The sequence below is a fragment of the Micromonospora sp. KC721 genome (assembly GCF_004348355.1).
GTDB lineage: Bacteria > Actinomycetota > Actinomycetes > Mycobacteriales > Micromonosporaceae > Micromonospora.
Genome location: NZ_SMJY01000149.1, coordinates 1 through 15,523, shown reverse-complemented (window position 1 = coordinate 15,523; position 15,523 = coordinate 1). Strand labels below are relative to the sequence as shown.

At 71.1% G+C, this 15,523-nt stretch carries 12 protein-coding genes; 7 read left to right on the top strand and 5 right to left on the bottom strand.

Features of this window, described 5'->3' with window-relative positions:
- Positions 1-212: 212 nt before the first annotated feature.
- Complete coding sequence (locus E1182_RS32440) at positions 213-668, bottom strand: hypothetical protein (RefSeq protein ID WP_243706370.1); 456 nt, start codon at positions 666-668, stop codon at positions 213-215.
- A 70-nt stretch (positions 669-738) separates the two neighbouring features.
- Between E1182_RS32440 and E1182_RS22230 the strand changes: the two genes are divergently transcribed.
- Positions 739-3,096, top strand: a complete 2,358-nt coding sequence (locus E1182_RS22230; protein ID WP_243706369.1) for a transglycosylase domain-containing protein — start codon at positions 739-741, stop codon at positions 3,094-3,096.
- A 152-nt stretch (positions 3,097-3,248) separates the two neighbouring features.
- On the top strand, positions 3,249-4,754 hold the full coding sequence (locus tag E1182_RS22225; RefSeq protein ID WP_132268490.1) for a glycosyltransferase family 87 protein: 1,506 nt from the start codon (positions 3,249-3,251) through the stop codon (positions 4,752-4,754).
- 14 nt (positions 4,755-4,768) lie between these two features.
- Here the strand turns inward: E1182_RS22225 and E1182_RS22220 are convergent, their stop codons facing one another.
- Both E1182_RS22220 and E1182_RS22215 read right to left on the bottom strand, forming a co-directional pair.
- Positions 4,769-6,814, bottom strand: a complete 2,046-nt coding sequence (locus E1182_RS22220) for a hypothetical protein (RefSeq protein WP_132268488.1) — start codon at positions 6,812-6,814, stop codon at positions 4,769-4,771.
- Positions 6,815-6,818: 4 nt separating this feature from the next.
- The gene (locus E1182_RS22215; protein WP_132268486.1) at positions 6,819-7,601 is read right to left on the bottom strand and encodes a deoxyribonuclease IV; all 783 of its coding nucleotides are present in this window, start codon (positions 7,599-7,601) and stop codon (positions 6,819-6,821) included.
- Positions 7,602-8,127: 526 nt separating this feature from the next.
- On the opposite strand from E1182_RS22215, the gene rpsF reads away from it, so the two are divergent.
- The 4 genes from rpsF (at position 8,128) to rplI (ending at position 9,765) form a co-directional block, all read left to right on the top strand.
- Entirely contained in the window at positions 8,128-8,418 is a 291-nt protein-coding gene (gene rpsF, locus E1182_RS22210) for a 30S ribosomal protein S6 (protein WP_120328341.1), read from the top strand.
- Between the two features lie 77 nt (positions 8,419-8,495).
- The gene (locus tag E1182_RS22205; RefSeq protein ID WP_207914324.1) at positions 8,496-9,023 is read left to right on the top strand and encodes a single-stranded DNA-binding protein; all 528 of its coding nucleotides are present in this window, start codon (positions 8,496-8,498) and stop codon (positions 9,021-9,023) included.
- 41 nt (positions 9,024-9,064) lie between these two features.
- On the top strand, positions 9,065-9,304 hold the full coding sequence (gene rpsR / locus E1182_RS22200) for a 30S ribosomal protein S18 (RefSeq protein ID WP_007073789.1): 240 nt from the start codon (positions 9,065-9,067) through the stop codon (positions 9,302-9,304).
- Positions 9,305-9,318: 14 nt separating this feature from the next.
- Complete coding sequence (gene rplI, locus E1182_RS22195; RefSeq protein WP_132268482.1) at positions 9,319-9,765, top strand: 50S ribosomal protein L9; 447 nt, start codon at positions 9,319-9,321, stop codon at positions 9,763-9,765.
- A 170-nt stretch (positions 9,766-9,935) separates the two neighbouring features.
- Here rplI and E1182_RS22190 read toward each other — a convergent pair whose 3' ends face one another.
- Positions 9,936-11,684: a hypothetical protein gene (locus E1182_RS22190; protein ID WP_132268479.1), complete on the bottom strand. Its 1,749-nt coding sequence runs from the start codon at positions 11,682-11,684 to the stop codon at positions 9,936-9,938.
- Between the two features lie 391 nt (positions 11,685-12,075).
- On the opposite strand from E1182_RS22190, the gene dnaB reads away from it, so the two are divergent.
- Positions 12,076-14,445, top strand: a complete 2,370-nt coding sequence (dnaB, locus tag E1182_RS22185; RefSeq protein ID WP_132268477.1) for a replicative DNA helicase — start codon at positions 12,076-12,078, stop codon at positions 14,443-14,445.
- A 135-nt stretch (positions 14,446-14,580) separates the two neighbouring features.
- Here the strand turns inward: dnaB and E1182_RS22180 are convergent, their stop codons facing one another.
- A complete protein-coding gene (locus tag E1182_RS22180) occupies positions 14,581-15,255 on the bottom strand; it encodes a maleylpyruvate isomerase N-terminal domain-containing protein (protein WP_132268475.1) in 675 nt (224 codons plus the stop codon).
- Between the last annotated feature and the right edge of the window lie 268 nt (positions 15,256-15,523).

Genomic DNA, 15,523 nt, shown 5'->3' with positions numbered 1-15,523 from the left:
GGGCGCGGCGGGCGGTCTGACCGCCCCGGGCCCCGGCTCGGTGTCTGGGCGAAGGCGAGAGGCGCAACGGTGATCCTGGCTCGACCGGTCCATCCCGGTGCCGTCCACGACGGCACGCCGGACGGATCGCTCGATAGCCCGATTAGCCCCATTGGTGCGGATATTGCGGTGCTCCCCCGGCCCTCCCGGGGCGCGGCACCACGTGTGTCAACTCACGGCAACCCGGTGGTGGCGCCCCCGCGCCCCACCGCGACCGGCAGGGTGTGAGGAATGAACTCGTACGGCGATCCCAGTTCCCCGCGTGCGCGGGCCCAGGTGCCGGGTTCGAACGGCAGCTCCGGCGCGGCCCCCTCGGGACGTGCCTCGGTCGGCTCGGGCGGCGGCACACCCGCCGGCCGGGCGTCGGCCTCGGTGCCGCCGCGCCAACCCGGTGCCGCCGGCTCGGGCCGCGCCTCGGTGCCGGTCTCCCCAGCTCCGGGCGGTCGCGCCGGGTCGGGTCGGGCCACGGTGCCGGTCTCCCCGGCTCCGGGCGGTCGCGCCGGCGCGGGCCGGGCCTCGGTGCCGGTCTCCCCGGCCCCCGGCCGGGCGAGCGTCGGTTCCGCCGCGGTCGGCGGTCGGGCCAGTGTCGGCGCGGCGTCGGTCGGCGGGCGCGCGGGCGTCGCGTCCATCTCGGGCGGTGGCCCGGGCGACCCTGGTGGGCCGGGACGCGGCGGACGTGGCACCGGTGGTCCGGAGGGGGTGGCCCGGGCGAAGAAGCGCCGACGGCTCAACATGCTCATCGCCTCGTTCGCGGTCTTCATCATGCTCGCCGGCATCGGCGTGATCGGCTTCACCTACTACTCCACCAACATGGTGATGCCCGACCAGATCAAGCTGCCGCTGGCCACCACCATCTACGCCAACGACAACAAGACGCAGATCGCCAAGGTTGGTGAGCAGAACCGTACCTTCGTCTCGATCGGCCAGATTCCAGAGTACGTGCAGCACGCGGTGGCCGCGGCGGAGGACCGGAACTTCTACCAGCACTCCGGCGTGGACTACAAGGGCATCGCCCGCGCCGCCTGGAACAACCTCACCGGCGGCGACAAGCAGGGTGCCTCGACCATCACCCAGCAGTACGCCCGCAACGCCTACCGGAGCCTGAAGGACGATTCGTATGGCCGCAAGGTGAAGGAGGCGATCGTCGCCTCCAAGCTCAATGATCAGTTCAGCAAGCCCCAGATCATGGAGCACTACCTGAACACGATCTACTTCGGGCGCAACGCGTACGGCATCGAGGCGGCGGCGCAGGCGTACTTCGGCAAGCCCATCAACAAGGTCGACGTGGCCGAGGCGGCGGTGCTGGCGGCGCTGATCAAGCAGCCGGAGGCGAGCCTCACCCCTGGGGGGCACAAGGGGTACGACCCGGCGGTCAACCCGACGGATGCCAAGGACCGGTGGAACTACGTCCTCGGCGCGATGGTGGCGGAGGGCTGGCTCGACCCGGCGAAACGCCCCTCCGCGTACCCGGAGAAGACGCTGCAGACGCCGAAGGAGTCGCGGGCCGGGCAGAAGTTCGGTGTGAACAACCCGATCGGCAACGTGATCAACTACCTGGTGCCGGAGATGCGGGAGAAGAAGCTCTGCACCGACAACGAGGCGGAGGCGACCGACCGCAAGCCGCTCTGCGCGACGATGCTGCGCGAGGGCGGCTACCGCATCCGCACCACCATCGACATGAAGGTGCAGAACGCCATCCTCAAGGCGGCCCAGCGCAGCAGCAAGGGCTCGGAGTTGGACGGCGCGCGGAAGAACATCATGGCCGCCGCCGTCTCGATCGACCCGCGCTACGGCCGGGTGCTCGGCTACTACGGCGGCGACGACGGCACCGGCATCGACTACGCCGGCAAGAACACCGACGCGGCCGGCAACATCACCGGCGGGCACTCGCCGGGCTCCAGCTTCAAGATCTACACGTTGGCGGCGGCGATCGAGGCGGGCAAGTCCATCGACTCACGCTGGAAGGGGCGGGCCTTCACCCCCGACGGCGTCAAGTTCAGGGTCAGCAACGCGGGCACCGACAACCCGAGTTGCGGCGACTCCTGCACCCTGCGCGAGTCGACCCTGAAGTCACTGAACGTGCCCTTCTACCACGTCAGCCTCGACATCGGGCCGGACAAGATCGTCGACATGGCGAAGAAGGCCGGTGTGAGCATGATGTGGCGGACGGACACCAACCCGCCGAAGGGGTACGACCTGACCAAGGCCAAGGCCAGCGACGTGGCCCCGGACCCCTTCTACCACGTGGTCTCCTACGGCCAGTACCCGATCACGGTGCTCGACCACGCCAATGGCATCGCCACCTTCGCCAACAAGGGCGTCTACAACAAGGCGCACTTCCTGCTCTCGGCCGAGAAGCAGAACAAGGACACCGGCAAGTGGGAGAAGCTCGGCGGCGAGAAGCTAGACCCGAAGCAGCGGATCAACCCAGACGTGGTGGCCGACGTCACCGACGTGCTCAAGGACTACCCGGGCCGGATCAACCACCGGCTGGACGACGGACGCGAGGCCGCCGCCAAGACCGGCACCTGGGAGCTCCGGGACGGCAGCAAGAGCAACGGCGACGCCTGGACGATCGGCTACACCCCGCAGCTCGCCACCGCGGTCTGGGTCGGCAACAAGGGCAAGCGGGAAGCCCTCAAGCTGAACAACGGCAGGGACATCACCGGATCCTCGATGCCGGGCGAGATCTGGGAGCGGATCATGGACGCCGCCCTCAATGGTGCCGAGAAGTTCACCTTCCCGCCTGCCGCGAACGTCGGTGACGCGGATTCCGGCAACGGAGAGGCGCCGCCACCGACTGAGCCGCCGGCCGGGCAGTCGAACTGCCCGCCGCTCGACCTGGTCTGCCAGCTGGGCGGCGGCAACAACGGCGGCAACAACGGCGGCGGCAACAACGGCGGTAACAACAACGGCGGCAACAACGGCGGTAACAACGGCGGCGACAACGACGAGGGCGACGGAACGAACGGCCCCGGCCCGCGCAACCAGGGCGGGGACGGCGGGGGCACCGGTGGCGGCCTGCTACCGCCCACCACTCCGCGTTTGCGCGAGTAGCCAGGCGTCCGCCGACGGCGGCCGGCCCTTCGACGGGCCGGCCGCCGTCGTGCTTTCGCGGCAAGCGCGGATGCTTCGATGTGCGTCGATTTCAAGGTTCGTGCCCGCCGGAGCGGGACGAAATGCCCCGGCGTACGGCAGGATGCCTCTCCATGAGCACCCAGTCGACGGCCGGCATCGACGACGCCGGGAGCAGCGACCACCCGTCCCGGTCGGACGGTTTCGTCCGCGGCCTCTCCGAGGCGATCGGCGGCCCCCTCGGCGACCACGCCGTCGCCCTGGACCGGCCCGCCAACCGGGAACGGCGGTTCTGGACGGCCACCCGGATCGTCCTGGCGCTGGCCTGTCTGACCCTGGCACTGCACTGGGTTCAGAAGTCGCCCTGCCAGGACGGCGCCTGGCAGAACAACGTGCAGTACACCCGGTTCTGCTACACCGACGTGCTCGCCCTCTACTACGCCGAAGGGCTCAACGAGGGCAAGGTCCCCTACCGGGACCACCCCGTCGAGTACCCGGTGCTCACCGGCTACTTCATGGGCGCGCTCGGCCTACCGGTGCACGCCCTCGGCGTCGACGACCCGCAGCTCAACCAGGGCCAGTGGTTCTACAACCTGAACGCGCTGACGCTCGGCGCGTTGGCGGTGGCGACGGTCGCGATGATCCTCGCCCTGCGCCGCCGGCGACCCTGGGATGCCGCGCTCTTCGCCCTGGCGCCCGCGCTGCTGCTCACCGCCACGGTCAACTGGGACTTCCTCGCCATCGGGCTGGCCGCCTTCGGGCTGGCCGCCTGGGCCAGACGCCGCCCGGCGCTGGCCGGTGTGCTGCTCGGCCTGGCCGGGGCGGCCAAGATGTGGCCCCTGTTCGTGCTCGGCCCGATTCTGGTGCTCGCCCTGCGCGCCGGCAGGCTGCGCGCCGCGCTGACCGCCATCGGCACCGCCCTGGTGGCGCTCGTCGCGGTCAACCTGCCGGCCGCCATCCCGTACCGCGAGAACTGGGACCGCTTCTTCGAGCTGAACACCGAACGGCCCATCGACTGGGGGACGCTCTGGTACATCGGGCGGTACCTGGACGGCAAGGTGAACAGCGGCGCGCCCGGCGACCAGGGGCCGTTCCAGTGGTTGAACGCCAACATCCCGACCCTGAACTACCTGTCGTACGCCCTGTTCGGGCTGGCCTGCCTCGGCGTGGCCGTGCTGGCCCTGCGGGCGCCGCGCCGGCCGCGGCTGGCCCAGCTCGCCTTCCTGGTGGTCGCCGCGTTCCTGATCTTCAGCAAGGTGTGGTCGCAGCAGTTCGTGCTCTGGCTGCTGCCGCTGGTCGTGCTGGCCCGACCTCGCTGGGGGGCCTTCCTCGCCTGGCAGCTCGCCGAGGTCGGCTACTTCGTCGCGTTCTACGGTGAGCTGCTCGGCGCGGCCACCAGCCGGCCGGTCTTCCCCGAGGGGGTGTTCGTGCTCGCCGCGACGCTGCGCCTCGGCACGGTCGTGCTGCTCTGCGTGCTGGTCGTCCAGGACATCCTGCACCCGGAGCGGGACGCGGTGCGCCGCACCTACGCCGACGACCCGGACGGCGGCGTCCTCGACGGCGCCCCCGACGCACCCTGGCTGACCGCCCGCCGGACCGGCCACGCCCCGAAGCAGTTGCCCGCCACGGCGCACACCTGACCGGCGCGACCGGCTCAGAGGCGGAACACGACCGCGTCGCCGACCTCCTCACGGGTGATGCCGAGCTGGTCGACCGGGGCGTCCACGGTGGTCTCCCACGGCGTACCGACGATCTGGTCGCGCAGCAGCACCACGTTGCGGACGCCGAGGGTGCGCAGGTACCGCACGCTGGTGTCGTCGGGGAAGGCGGCGGTCACCCGGCGTACGTCGTCGAGTTGCGTCGGGGTGAAGCCGCTGCCGCCGTTGACCACGTCCTGGAACCGGCTGGTCGTCCAGAGCATCACCGGCTGGTCCAGGTTCTGGCTGCTCGGCAGCACCAGCATCGGGCCGTCCACGGTGCGCATCACCGCCGGCTGTTCGGGCACCACCGGGTGCGGCGTGACGTTCAGTCCCTCCACCGCGACCAGCAGCACCGGCAGCACCGCGGCCACCCGCAGCCAGGGCGTGGGTCGGGCGGGAGCGCCCGCGGCGGCGACCTCCCGGATCCGCTCGGCGAGCGCGCTGACCGCGCCCGCCGCGAGCAGGCCGAGCAGCAGGGTGGTCCAGAGCATCAACCGGCCGGGGGTACGCAGCCCGTTCCAGCCGGGCAGGTGGTCGAAGAGCAGCGCGTAGGTATAGGTGCCGCCGAAGAACTTCGTACCCATCGACAGCACCATGCCGACCAGTACGCCGGCGAGCAGCAGCAGCCGGTGCCGTAGCCGCCAGACCGAGAAGAACAGCCCCCCCAGGGCCAGCGCGTACAGCACGAAGCCCGGCAGCAGGGTCATCTCCGGGGGCCAGGACAGCATTTGGCGTGCCCCCTCGTGCAGCCCGCCCCAGACTCGCGACTCCGCCGGGGCGGTGAGGAACCCCATCGCCGGCGGGGAGTAGATGTCGATCTCACCGAGGGTCCGTTCGGCGTTCGGGTGCAGCTCGGCGACCTTGAAGTACGGGATCGCCAGCAGCAGGCCCACCCCGGCGAAGAGCAGTCCACCGAGCAGGTCCGCGACGAACAGCCGCCGCCCGAACGGGTGCCGTACCGGCCGCACGACCCACCGCCGCAGCGCCCAGGTCAGCGCCGCGACCAGCACGATCCCGGCAAGGACGTACGCGAACACCAGGCCGATGCCGAAGCCCAGGCTGAGCTGCCAGGCGGCCACCACCCACCCGGCGTACGCCCAACCGGTGTGCCGCCGCTGTGGGCGGTACCCGTGGCGTAGCGACCAGCCGTGCCCCCGGGCCAGCATGGCCAGCGCCAGCGGGATACCGCCGTTGGAGACAATGTGCAGGTGGCCCGCCTGGGCGAGCAGCCACGGGGCGTAGGCGTAGCTGACCCCGGCCACCGCGGCGCCGGCCCGGCCCGCGCCGAGCTGCCGGGCCAGCACGTACGCCCCGAAGGTGGCGAGCGCGTGGGCCAGCACGAACATGATGTTGTAGCGGAGCAGCGCCGCCTCCGGCCCGGTGCCGATCATGCCGGCCGGGGCGTAGCCGAGCAGCATGTCGGAGAAGGCGAAGCTCCAGCTCTCCGGGAAGAACGTGTTCGAGTGGAACAGCCGGCTCGGCTCGTTCCGCAGGGCGTGCCCGGACCAGGCCATCTGCCATGCCTGCAGGCTCGGGTCCCAGTAGTCCTGGGGCAGCGTGTAGCGCGGGTACCGCAGCGCCGGCCAGGTCATCCCGACGGCGAGGGCCAACGAGGCGAGAGCGGCCAGCAGCCACTCGTGCACCAGCAGGCGCCCCACCGCGCGTACCGCCCGAGCGGGGCGGCCCGGCACCGGCTCGGCGGCGGGAGCGAACGCCGACCAGCGATCCGCCGGTTCGGCGTCCCGCTGTTCGCTCGCCGTCGCCTTCCCGGCGGGCTCGGTCGTCCCGGTACGCCCTGCGCCCGGATCGGCGGTATCCGCGCTGGTCGTCGCGGCGCCACCGGTCGTCGCGGCACCACCGGTCGTCGGTGCGTTGCCGGTGGCGGTGCCCGGACCGTCCGGGGCGGTGCTCGAACGATCCGGGGTCGTGGCGCTGTCCGGGCCGGTGGTCGGATCGGACCGGTCGGTCGGCTGCCCGCTGTCGCTGGTGTCGGTGGTCACCGGTTCAAACCCCCGTGCCGAGTCGGTCGTGAAGGAAGGCGATGTCCGCCGCCTGCCCCGACACGCCGCCGGGGGTTTCCACGATCACCGGTGCTCCGGCCGCCCGGATGACCGCCACCACCAGCTCCGGGTCGATGGTGCCGCCGGCCAGGTTGTCGTGGCGGTCCTGTCCGGAGTTGAAGCCGCCCTTGGAGTTGTTGGCGTGCACCAGGTCGATCCGTCCGGTGATCGCCTTGACCCGGTCGACCAGGTCGAGCAGTTCCTCGCCGCCGGCGTGGGCGTGACAGGTGTCCAGACAGAAGCCGACCTCGTGGTCGCCGAGAACGTCCCAGAGCCGGGCCAACGCGTCGAGCCGCCGGGCGCAGGCGTTCTCGCCGCCGGCGGTGTTCTCGATCAGGACGGGCACCGGAAACCCACCCGACTCCGCTGCGTAGGCGAAGGTCTTGCGCCAGTTGTCGAAGCCCTTGGCGAGGTCGTCCCCGGCGTTGACGTGCCCGCCGTGCACGATCAGGCCCTTAGCGCCGATCTCGGCCGCCGCGTTGGCGTGGCCGAGCAGGAGTTTGCGGCTCGGAATCCGGATCCGGTTGTTCAGCGTGGCCACGTTGATCACGTACGGGGCGTGGACGTAGAGGTCGACCTCGGCGGCACGTAGCCGGTCGGCGTCCTCCCGGGCCTTCGGGGCCTTCCAGCCCTGGGGGTCGGCGAGGAAGAACTGCACCGCCTCCGCGGAACGGGCGGCCGCCTCCGCCAGCGGGTCGGCCTGGTCGATATGGGCTCCGATACGCATGCAGGGGAGCCTACGTCGCAGCACCGACTCCCGGCGTGACGGTCGTGCGGCGTCGCGGCGGGGGCGTCACCGACCAGCCGGGCGGTCGTTGAGCGGAGTGGGATCGACGGTGGACTTTCCGGTCGACCGTGTACGGGCAGCAGGGATGAATAGCGGCAATTCCGCCATATCGGCACGAGAGCCGTTGTATCGTCGGACAACAACAGGAAAAGCTCCGCGGGGCGTTCTCGATCCAACCTCATCGGTGTGGTCGTTCCTCCCCAGGTCCCACCCAAGGAATGCGGACGGGACGCCCCGCGGCCCCCGTGGACAGGGGCCCGCCGCCGGCTCACCGGAGCCGGAGCGGGCCCCTGTCGCCACGCCCGTCCGGCCGGTCCAGCCTGCCCGGTCATGATCGTCCGGGCCGGGTATCCTGGTCCGGTTGTCCGCGTCCGGCCGGGTTCCCCCGGCCCGGGAGTGGGCCACGACGCAGACCTCCTGCCACGGAAGGACCGTGGCCGCCAAGCCCACAGGAGGTGAGTACGTCTTGCGTCATTACGAAGTCATGGTGATCCTCGACCCCAGTCTCGAGGAGCGCACCGTCGCCCCGTCGCTCGACACGTACCTGAACGTGATCCGGACCGCGGGTGGCTCGGTGGAGAAGACGGACGTGTGGGGCCGCCGGCGCCTCGCGTACGAGATCAACAAGAAGGCCGAAGGCATCTACGCCGTCATCGACCTCCAGGCGACGCCGGAGGCGGTGGCCGAGCTGGACCGCCAGCTGCGGCTCAACGAATCCGTGCTGCGTACCAAGGTCATCCGGCCGGAGATGCGCTAAGCATTCAACCCGTTCGCCCGGATCAGCCTCACCGGTGCTGTCGGAGGGCTCTGAGAGCCTGTACGGCAGAACGATGAGTGCGCGAGGAGATGGTCATGGCAGGAGACACCACCATCACGGTCATCGGCAACCTGACCGATGACCCCGAGTTGCGGTTCACCCCCTCGGGGGCCGCGGTCGCCAAGTTCCGGGTCGCCTCGACGCCCCGGTTCATGGACAAGGCGTCTGGCGAGTGGAAGGACGGCGAGCCGTTGTTCCTCGCGTGCACGGTCTGGCGTCAGGCCGCCGAGCACGTCGCCGAGTCGCTGCAGCGCGGCGCCCGTGTGATCGTGTCGGGCCGGCTGCGTCAGCGGTCCTACGAGACCCGTGAGGGTGAGAAGCGCACCGTCATCGAGCTCGAGGTCGACGAGATCGGCCCGTCGCTGCGCTACGCCACGGCGAAGGTGCAGAAGATGTCGCGCTCCGGTGGCGGTGGCGGCGGCTTCGGTGGTGGCGGTGGTCAGGGTGGCGGCGGAGGCAACTTCGACGACCCCTGGGCTTCGGCTGCCCCCGCTCCCTCCCGCGGTGGTTCGGGCGGAAACTTCGACGAGGAGCCTCCGTTCTAATGGCGCCGAGCGCCCGCGATCGCAAACCAGGAGCAAGAGCAATGGCCAAGGCTGCGGCACTTCGCAAGCCGAAGAAGAAGGTGAACCCGCTCGACAAGGACGGGATCACCTACATCGACTACAAGGACACCGCGCTGCTGCGTAAGTTCATCTCCGACCGCGGCAAGATCCGCGCTCGGAGGGTGACTGGCGTCACCTCGCAGCAGCAGCGGCAGATCGCCCGTGCGGTCAAGAACGCCCGTGAGATGGCGCTCCTGCCGTACACCGCGACGGCTCGCTGAGAGGAGGCGCCGAAATGAAGATCATCCTGACCCAGGAAGTTTCCGGTCTCGGTGCCCCCGGCGACATCGTCGAGGTCAAGAACGGCTACGGCCGGAACTACCTGCTTCCGCAGGGCTTCGCGATCCTCTGGACCAAGGGCGCGGAGAAGCAGGTCACCGTGATCAAGCGGGCCCGTTCGGCCCGTGAGATCCGCGACCTCGGTCACGCCAACGAGGTCAAGGGCCAGCTCGAGGGCCTCAAGGTGAGCCTGAAGGCCCGCGCCGGCGACGGCGGCCGGCTCTTCGGCTCGGTCACTCCGACCGAGATCGTCGACGCCGTCAAGGCGGCCGGTGGTCCGGCCCTGGACCGCCGTCGGCTGGAGCTGCCCGGTCACATCAAGTCGATCGGCTCCTACCCGGTGCGGATCAAGCTGCACCCCGAGGTGACCGCCAAGTTCGACCTCAACGTCGTTCAGGGCTGACAACCCGACCGTACGACGGCAGGGCCCGCACCGGATTTCCGGTGCGGGCCCTGCCGCATTCGCGACCACCGGCCCTGCCAGGGGCCACCGGACACTCGTCGCATCCGCCGCCCAGCAGCGGCAGCGTGCCAAGACAGCAGCGCCGTCCGGTACGCCCCCGGCGGCTCGACTCAGCCGATCGGCTGACCGGTGATCGCGCTGATCATCACGGTCGACAGGCCACCGCCGACCACCGCCGACGCCAGCGCCACCGTCGCCGGCCGCCAGGTCGTCCCGACCCTACGCAGCAGCCCGGCGATCAGCAGGCTGCTCATGAACGCCAACCCGTATCGCGGGGCTCCCGACATCAGGGAGGTGAGCGCCTGCGTCCGGGGTGAATCGCAACCGCCGCCGCTGATGTCGGTGACACATCCGGCCGGCACCTGACCGCTCAGGGTGAGCACCCACAGGAAGGCCAACACCGCCGGCACCACGTAGCACGCGGTCGTGAAGACCAGCGGACGCAACGGGCCACCCGGATCCGGGTCGAGCAGGTCGTCCTCCAGCCGGCGGTTCCACGCCCCGCCGCCGACCGACTCGATCCGGTCCCGCCAGGACGGTGCGGCCACCGGCGCCGCCCGACGGCGCGGCGTCGCCCGAGCCCGCGGCGCGGTGTACGTCACCGCCGGCGAACGCGGTGCCGACGCCGGCGGATCCACCCACCTCGGATCGTCCTCGGCGAGCCGGGTGCCCGACCAGAACGTCTCCGGCTGCGCCGACCAGGGGAAGCCCTCGCCCGTCGTCGGCTGCACCGATCGCGACGCGTCAACACGCTCGCCGTCGTCCTCGTCCCAGCCCGGGGCGTCCGCCCCGCGCGACCGCCGCGCGGCACCGGCCCGATCCCACGGTGCCGTGTCGGTGAACCGGTCCCACTGTGCGGTGCTGTCCTCCCAACCCGCCGCGCCCGGCCGGTCCCAGCGATTCTCCCCGGAACGCTGCCAGGTGTGTACGCCCGACGCGTCCCATGGATCCACCGCCGGCCGGTACTCCGGTTCCGGCTCGGCGTCCGGTGCCGTCCGACGCCACGAACCGGTGCCGGACTCCGCCTGGCTCCAGGAGCCTGTGGTGGGTTCGGCCTGGCTCCAGGAGCCTGTGGTGGGTTCCGCCTGGCTCCAGGAGCCTGTGGTGGGTTCGGCCTGGCTCCACGGGTCGGTCGCCGGCTCCTCCCGGCCCCAGGGGTCGCTGGTGAGTTCGGCCCGGCTCCACGTGTCGCTGGTCGGTTTCGCTCGTCGCCAGGAGTCGGCCGACCGCGACGGGGACTCGCCGGAGGCACGCCGGCTGCGCCGGGTAGGCCGCTCCGGTTCCCGGTCGTCCGCGTCCGGCCCACCCTCGGACTCATCCACCCCGGACCAGATCACCTGCGGACGGCGGGAGGGTGACCGGCGGGGACGGGCTGTCGGGGACGCCCCGGACACGGGGGCGTCCTCCACGTCGTCCTGAGCGCGACGGCTGCCCACGTACCCCTGCTCCTGCTGTGGACGGTCGAACGTCCACTCCCGGGTGTGGTCGTCCAGCTCGGCCGCCGCGCCGATCGCCCGCAACTCTCCCCAGGCCCGCTCGCCGCGCCGACCCGCCGCCCGCCGACCCGGCCGGGAGGCCGACCGATTGTCGTCACCATCGTCATCGTCGTCCGGGGCGGCGTGCCGGCCCCGGCCGTCGGCGTGGGCGATCCCCGACTCCACCGCCCACCGTGGCAGGTAGGGGTCGGACGGCTCATCCTGGCCACGTTCGATCGCCCGCCGTCGACTGGGCGTACGGCGGCGGTCCGCGCGGGTGGGGTACGGGGCGGCCGGCACCGGCTCGCCGGGGTCGTCCCACGCAGTGATCGACTGACGTTCGCGCGGGCTGCCCTCCCCGCGCTCCCAGTCCCGGTAACTCACGGCCGGAGCGTGACCCTTCTCAACCGAAAGTGCAATCCGCTGTCCAGGTGTAGCCGTTTGCAGGAGATAGTACGGGACGAACCACGCCGGGGCCTTGGCGGAAAATACTCGTCCACAGGGTGGGGATTGTATATCGGCAGGTCAGACCGCCTTTGAGCCGAATTCCCCATTGGTTTTCCACAGGCTGTGCACAGGCCGTGCACATGCTTGTGCGCCCGCGTCCACAGGTTGTCCCGAGGCTCGTCCACCGGTGCTGTTGGAGGCCTGACCTCGGGTTCCGTATCGTGGGGCACCGACCGGTCGCGCGATGCCCCCGATCGACCGAACCGGTCCGATCGGAAGTCGTCATACCCGGCCTAGCTGGGACTCGACCTGCAGTGGAGGGGGATCCGTGTCGGTCACCGACGACATGCGGGCGGAGCCCCGGGCCGGCGGTCCGCCTCCTGCACCACGGGACGGGCACTTCGAGAAGACACCACCGCAGGACGTGGCCGCCGAGCAGTGCGTCCTCGGCGGCATGCTGCTCTCGAAGGACGCCATCGCCGACGTCGTCGAGATCCTGAAGACCAACGACTTCTACCGGCCGGTCCACGCGACCATCTTCGACACCATCCTGGACATCTACGGCCGGGGCGAGCCGGCCGACGCGATCACCGTCGCGGCGGCCCTGGCCGACTCCGGCGACCTCGCCCGGATCGGTGGCGCTCCCTACCTGCACACCTGCATGGCCGCCGTGCCGACGGCAGCGAACGCGGCGTACTACGCCCGGATCGTGAGCGAGCGGGCGGTGCTCCGTCGGCTGGTCGAGGCCGGCACCAAGATCGTGCAGCTGGGCTACGGCACCGCCAACGGCGGCAGCCGTGACGTCGACGACATCGTCGACCTCGCCCAGCAGGCCGTCTACGAGGTGACCGAGAAGCGCGTCAGCGAAGACTTCGCCGTGCTGGCCGACATGCTCCAACCCACGCTCGACGAGATCGAGGCGGTGGGCGCGCAGGGCGGCGTGATGACCGGGGTGCCCACCGGCTTCACCGACCTCGACCGGCTGCTCAACGGCCTGCACCCGGGGCAGCTGATCATCGTGGCCGGGCGTCCCGGTCTGGGCAAGGCGCTCGCCCTCGACACCCCGCTGCCCACGCCCGACGGCTGGACCACCATGGGCGAGGTGGCGGTGGGTGACCGGTTACTCGCCGCCGACGGCACGCCGACGACCGTCACCGCCGCCTTCGACGTCAGGTACGACCGCCCCTGCTACGAGGTGGAGTTCTCCGACGGCAGCGTGATCGTGGCGGACGCCGAGCACCTGTGGAAGACCACCACCCGGGCCAGCCGTCGTCGGCGTGGGCAGCAGGTGCGCCACCACCGGCCGAGCTTCTCGCCAGCAGCAGTGCGTGCGGCGCAGCCGGTGGTGGGTGGCCATCCGCGACCGGTCACCCTGACCGCGCCCACCGGCCTGATCGCTCCCGCGCCCAGTCACCTGCTGTACCCCGTGGGCCGGCACGACGACGTGGTCACCACCGCGGAGATCGCGGCGACGCTGCGCACCGGACCGGACGGTCGGCTCAACCACACCGTGCGCAACTGCGGCCCGCTGCAACTGCCGGAGCGGGAGCTACCCGTCGAGCCGTACACCCTGGGTGTCCGGCTCGGCGACGGCAGTGCCGGCACCAGCGGGGACGGCTGCCTGGCTGGCGTGGCGGGAGGAGAGACGCACATCCCGCAGCAGTACCTCCGGGCGTCGGAGGCCCAGCGGCGTGCCCTGCTCGCCGGCCTGATGGACACCGCCGGGACGGTCGCCGCCACCGGACACGTCCAGTACACCGCGACGTCCAGGCGGCTGGCCGAGGGCGTCCGGGAGCTGATCGGGAGCCTCGGCTACCACTGCACGGTCACCGAGCAGCCGGTACGGGGGCGCGTCGCCTCGTCGGCGGCGTACACCCTGAGCTTCTACCCGCAGAGCACCTTCCGGTACGTGGTCGACGTGCGACCCGTGCCCAGCGTGCCGGTACGGTGTGTGACCGTCGACAACGAGGAGCACCTGTACCTCGCCGGCCGGTCGATGATCCCCACGCACAACAGCACGGCGAGCATGGACTTCGCGCGCAACGCCGCCATCCGTGCCAACCAGGCGGCAGCGATCTTCTCGCTGGAAATGAGCAAGGTCGAGATCGTCATGCGACTTCTCTCGGCCGAGGCCCGCGTCCCCCTGCACGTGCTGCGCAGCGGCCAGCTCTCCGACGACGACTGGACCAAGCTGGCCCGCTGCATGGGCGAGATCAGTGAGGCCCCACTCTTCGTCGACGACACGCCGAGCATGAACCTGATGGAGATCCGGGCCAAGGCGCGGCGGCTCAAGCAGAAGCACGACCTCAAGATGATCGTGGTTGACTACCTCCAGCTGATGACCTCGCCGAAGCGGACCGAGAGCCGTCAACAGGAGGTCGCGGACCTCTCCCGTGGCCTGAAGCTGCTGGCCAAGGAGGTCGAGTGCCCGGTCATCGCGGTGAGTCAGCTGAACCGTGGTCCGGAGCAGCGTACGGACAAGCGGCCGCAGCTGTCCGATTTGCGTGAGTCAGGCTCCATTGAGCAGGATGCTGACGTGGTGATCCTTCTGCATCGCGACGACTACTACGACAAGGAGTCGCCCCGGGCCGGCGAGGCGGATTTCATCGTCGCCAAGCATCGGAACGGGCCGACGGACTCCATAACGGTGGCGGCTCAACTTCATCTCTCCCGCTTCGTGGACATGGCCGTCGTATGACCAGGGTCGGGCGCGGGTTGACTCTCGTGACAAGGGAGGAAGTGATCGCCGCAACGGCGCCGCCTGGCAAGGCGGAAGTCGCCGCGCGGACGATGGCCGACTGTGGTGGGGAGCGTTGCTCGAACGCGTCGCCGCTCAACCGAGCAGTGGGAACCAGCCGGCCGCCTCGCCCAGCTCCCACCGTTCCCGGTCGGTGAGCGGCACCCGGCCGGTCGCCTTGAGCAGATAGTCGCCGTCCGACCAGGCGGCGGGGCGGACGGCCTCGTCGCTGACCAGGCCGTCCATGGTCGCCACCGCGACCGCGGTGGCGAGTGGGCCGGGCCGTGGCGCGTCGGGCAGGTCGACGACCAGGTCCAGGTGGTGGACGGTGGCCTCGGTGGTCAGGGTGGCCAGGAGGTCCGGTACCCGCAGCACGTGCCCCTGGGTGGTGACGCAGCCGGCCGGGTCGGCGGCCGCGGCGGCGCGGACGGCGGCAGGGGCGGTGTCGCACCAGAGCCGGACCACGCCGGTGGGTCGGTCGAACGCGGCGGCGAACCGGCGTGCCCGCCAGGCGTGTCGGGCCTGGTCGCCGCCGGGCGGAAAGGACCGCCAGTAGCTGACGTCGTCCACGTCGGGCGGACCGTCGGCGGGGCTGGCCAGGGCGACCAGGGCGCGCTGGGCGTCGCTGAGCACGTGGCAGAGCAGGTCGGCGACGAGCCAGCCCCGGCAACGGGTGGGTCGTTGCAGGTCGGCGTCGTCCAACGGGGAGACCACGTCGGTGATCCCCTGGTACGCCTGGGTCAGCGCCTCGTGCCGCTCGGTCGGCGTCATGGGTGCAGCCTGCCACGGCCTGCCCCGTTCGGCAGGCGGGCCGGGTCGGCTGCCCAGCGGCGACCGGGGTGGGCGGTGCCGTGGGCCGGTGGCCCGGCCCACGGCGGGCGGCTCACCCGAACAGGTCGTCCAGGAAGCTCTTCTGCTTCTTGCGCTTGTAGTGCCCGTGGTGACCGTGGTGCTGCTGGTGCCCGGTGTGGCCGTACGCGGGCTGCGGCGGGTAGCCGGGCGCGGGCGGCGGCGGGGCGTAGCCCGGGTGCTGCCCGGG

Coding starts and splice junctions, on each gene's coding strand:
- E1182_RS32440 (WP_243706370.1), bottom strand. CDS start 668: ATGGACGCGACGCCCGCGCGCCCGCCGACCGACGCCGCGCCGACACTG.
- E1182_RS22225 (WP_132268490.1), top strand. CDS start 3,249: ATGAGCACCCAGTCGACGGCCGGCATCGACGACGCCGGGAGCAGCGAC.
- E1182_RS22215 (WP_132268486.1), bottom strand. CDS start 7,601: ATGCGTATCGGAGCCCATATCGACCAGGCCGACCCGCTGGCGGAGGCG.
- rpsR (WP_007073789.1), top strand. CDS start 9,065: ATGGCCAAGGCTGCGGCACTTCGCAAGCCGAAGAAGAAGGTGAACCCG.
- rplI (WP_132268482.1), top strand. CDS start 9,319: ATGAAGATCATCCTGACCCAGGAAGTTTCCGGTCTCGGTGCCCCCGGC.
- E1182_RS22180 (WP_132268475.1), bottom strand. CDS start 15,255: ATGACGCCGACCGAGCGGCACGAGGCGCTGACCCAGGCGTACCAGGGG.